Genomic DNA, 3,704 nt, shown 5'->3' on the forward strand with positions numbered 1-3,704 from the left:
ATGAAATACGGTATTCTGATGTGACAAAACCTGAATCCTGGTCGTTAAAGTGTTTGTTTACACTCATATTTTAACTGTTAGGACTCAGGTTTTTTTATTTAAAGCAAACTATGGGACAGCAGTGGACCGGAGTCCTGCTTTTTTAGGTTATGTATACGACTTAGAAATGGTATTTCACCAGTGCGCTGACATCATTCTGGTCTGCGCCTTTTACGCCAAATTTGTTGTTCCATACTGAGTGTTCAATACCCACGTATAAACGTGTTTCTGGAGAAATGTGTTTACCCACATTCCATTTGTACTGAGAAGTCCAGTTTAATTCGCTGGCATGCTGAGTACCTTCAGCAGTTGACCAGTCTAGGAAGGCATCAACCAGGAAGTCTTCATTGCCCAGTTTAAATGGTACAGCATAGGTGATGGTCATTTGATAATCATCATCTGTCGTATCATTATCAGCACGATAGAAGTTGATGTTCGCATATTGGGTATATGGAATATCTAAAGCAAAGCCAACGCCATATAAGAAGTTGTTGAACTCAGGGTTGCCACCGTGCCCTGCGTTGTGCTCCCAAGTTGTTGCGACTAACACATCTTTCACTGGACCAAATGCCAGATTTTGACCAGTCACTTCGCCTAGGCTTAAACGTGGTGCCAATTCAAAGTAAGTTGAATCGTCATTGTTGCCATCCCATTGCTGGTCAACAAAGAAGAATACATCTGCATATTTCAGTTTAGCTGCGTATTCAGCAGTTAAGGTGGTACGGTCTTCAGTGCCTCCTAACTCGTAGTTTTCACCATAAAGACCAGTCAAGCTAAAGTCTTGCCATACAATAGGACTCGCCTGAGTGAAGGCAGCAGCGGTTGAGAATGCACAAAGTGCAGCAAGTTGCGTAAGTTTCATAACGGTGTCTTCGTCTTCCCCAAAAAGCGTGTCAAGGATACAGGTTATTAAGCAAAAATAAAGCCAAATTTAACTTTTTATTGGCAATTTTCCGACCAAATTTAGCTGCCGCGATAGGTCGAATAGGCAAAAGGACTGATCAATAACGGGATGTGATAATGCTGTGTCGCCTCCTTAATCTGGAAGTAAATCACCACTTTAGGAAAGAAGCTGTCCAGGCCTTTTCGTTCAAAATAGGCCGCAGTATAAAACTCCAGACTATATGAGCCTTCCGGACAGTCGGCCAAAGCAAAATCGGCGGCCGTGACCCGGCCATCGGTATTGGTTTCGGCTTCGGCCAGTAACTGTTGTTGCTGATTAAATAGCCGGATTTTCACGCCGGTAGCCGGTTGACCCAAATGGGTATCTAAAATATGGGTGCTGATCATGACTGAAGCTCCTGGTTTAAACGCAGTAAGGCAATGTCTGAGAGTTGCTGCTGCACAATGCGCTGTTCAGTGTCGGCATCATTCAGCAGACGATACTGTAAGGCTTGCAGAATATCTTCACTGCTCAAGCCAAAGGCTTTAATCAGGAAAATAAACCCGAATTTTTTTTCATAGGCCAGATTACCCTGTAAAAGTGCCTGCTGGGTGTCGCTATTGAGCTGGACGGCAGCCTGTTCCCGGGCTGAAAATACCTGCTCCTGTGCCGTAAGCTCTTGTTGTGCCTGTTTTTCACCAATTCGAGGATGGTTTGCGAGTGCGGCCTGAATCTCAGGCCAGCTCCAGTGGCTGGCCAGCTGCCGTGAAAACTCTAAAAGTTGCTCGATACTCTCAAAAGGACGCTGTTGGGCAATGACAGTTGCCCATGCCGGAATATGTACACATTGCTGCAAGAATTGGTGAATCTCAGCTTCAGGGGCCTGATTAAATTGATCCAGTTGCACAGTAAGGGTCTCATCATTACATTTAATTTTGTTGCTAAAAGTGCAATATCAGTGCCAAATTTCGGTGAAAATCCAATTTTTCACTGAGACGGCTAAAGCTGCACAAGGCTGGTGCGAGTTTTCTTTATTTGATGAGTTCTGGTGCGTGATGGCGATACCAATGCGTAGCAATATCACCGCGGCGGCAAATCCAGACCTGTGGATGCGACTGAATATAGTCCAAAAAGCATTGCAGGGCTTTAAAGCGTCCCGGGCGCCCCAAAAGACGGCAGTGCATACCAATCGAGAGCATTTTGGGTGCAGTTTCCCCTTCGGCATAGAGCACATCAAAAGCATCTTTCAGGTATTGATAAAACTGCTCGCCGCTATTAAAGCCGCTTGCAGCGGCAAATTTCATATCATTGCTGTCGAGGGTGTAGGGAATAATTAAATGCGGCCGTGACTGGCCCTGGGCATTGGTCAGCGTCTGCCAGAACGGTAAATCATCGCCATAATAATCACAGTCATACTGAATTTGTGGAAATTCGGCCAGTAACTGGCGGGTATTGGGACTGTCGCGGCCGGTATACCAGCCAATGGGTGCATGACCAAACAGGGTTTCCAAGACACTGATCGCCTGATCCATATGCTGGCGTTCAGTGGCCATGTCCATGCTCTGATAATGTAGCCAGCGTTGCCCATGCGACACCACATCATAGTCGGCTTGCTGAATGGCCTCGACCACATATGGATTCCGCGCCAGCGCCATACCGACCCCAAAAATGGTCATCGGTAACTGACGTCGCTGAAATTCCTGATGAATACGCCAGAAACCGGCCCGCGAGCCATATTCGTACATCGAATCCATCGACATATGTCTGGCCGGAAAGCTGGCCGCACCGACAATTTCAGATAAAAACTGCTCAGAACCGGCATCACCATGTTCAATATGATTTTCGCCGCCTTCCTCATAATTCAGCACAAATTGCACTGCAATACGTGCCTGATTCGGCCACTGCGGATGCGGCGGTTGGCCATGATAGCCAATTAAATCACGTGAATAAGGGGCAGAGCGGATTGAGTCAATCAGTGCCTGACCACGCAAGTAAGCAGTTGTCACAACAGGTTATCCTTTTGCTAATTTTTATCAAATATTGCTTGCATATTTTTGAGTTAGGCCCGATATTCAAAGTATAAGGACACGGTTCTGCAGACTCAAAAGTGTTCATCGTTCAATGTGGAGGGTAGCGTCCAAATTAGGTTGAAGATGTTCAATATGCTGGAAAACAGCAAGCGACAAACGTGCCAAGATAAAATAGTTTTGCACAAAAAAGATTCAGAAAACGAAAGAAAGAGAGGATGAGATTATGAATATTGAAATCCGTACAGATAAGAACATCCAAGGTAGCGAACGATTAATTAGTTACGTACGTGCAGAGCTAAGTGATGAATTTAAACGCCATAGTGAGCGTATTACCCATTTTTCCGTACATTTAAGTGATGAAAACGGGGACAAAGGCGGAGATGACGACATTAAATGTATGATTGAAGCGCGCCCGGCCGGCTTGAAGCCTGTGGTGGTCAATCATCGTGGTCATAATGTCGATACCGCAATTCATGGCGCCATTGACCGTTTAAAACGTAGTCTGGAGCATGTCTTTGAGAAAAAAGAACATCCTCGTGGTGGACAGCCGGGTCGGGTTGACCTAGATACCGATGTTGATGAATAAGACAGGTATTGGCTGAAAAGCAGAAAAGCCCCAGGATTGGGTAATGCCAGTCAGTTAAGCAAATTTTAGTAAAATGTAGTAAAAATGAGTGTATGTAAATACGCTCATTTTTTTATGTCTTTATCTGAACATTTAGAATCCACTCTTGAACATGCTCTCCCATCAC

General features: G+C 45.2%; 5 protein-coding genes. 1 reads left to right on the plus strand and 4 read right to left on the minus strand.

What is annotated here, in order from left to right; translation table 11 throughout:
• Nucleotides 1–160 precede the first annotated feature (160 nt).
• The 4 genes from FTU55_RS14660 to puuE form a co-directional block, all read right to left on the minus strand.
• The gene (locus tag FTU55_RS14660; RefSeq protein ID WP_180047458.1) at nucleotides 161–901 is read right to left on the minus strand and encodes an outer membrane protein OmpK; all 741 of its coding nucleotides are present in this window, start codon (nucleotides 899–901) and stop codon (nucleotides 161–163) included.
• A 101-nt stretch (nucleotides 902–1,002) separates the two neighbouring features.
• Nucleotides 1,003–1,329, minus strand: coding sequence for a hydroxyisourate hydrolase (gene uraH / locus FTU55_RS14665; protein WP_180047460.1), 327 nt, complete (start codon nucleotides 1,327–1,329; stop codon nucleotides 1,003–1,005).
• Entirely contained in the window at nucleotides 1,326–1,829 is a 504-nt protein-coding gene (gene uraD / locus FTU55_RS14670) for a 2-oxo-4-hydroxy-4-carboxy-5-ureidoimidazoline decarboxylase (protein WP_180047462.1), read from the minus strand. The genes uraH and uraD overlap by 4 nt, the downstream gene beginning before the upstream one ends.
• A 124-nt stretch (nucleotides 1,830–1,953) precedes the next feature.
• Entirely contained in the window at nucleotides 1,954–2,928 is a 975-nt protein-coding gene (gene puuE, locus FTU55_RS14675; protein ID WP_168394213.1) for an allantoinase PuuE, read from the minus strand.
• A 247-nt stretch (nucleotides 2,929–3,175) separates the two neighbouring features.
• On the opposite strand from puuE, the gene FTU55_RS14680 reads away from it, so the two are divergent.
• Entirely contained in the window at nucleotides 3,176–3,538 is a 363-nt protein-coding gene (locus tag FTU55_RS14680; protein WP_005180845.1) for an HPF/RaiA family ribosome-associated protein, read from the plus strand.
• Nucleotides 3,539–3,704: the final 166 nt, after the last annotated feature.

It is taken from the genome of Acinetobacter sp. YH12117 (assembly GCF_013418865.1).
Taxonomy (GTDB): domain Bacteria; phylum Pseudomonadota; class Gammaproteobacteria; order Pseudomonadales; family Moraxellaceae; genus Acinetobacter; species Acinetobacter indicus.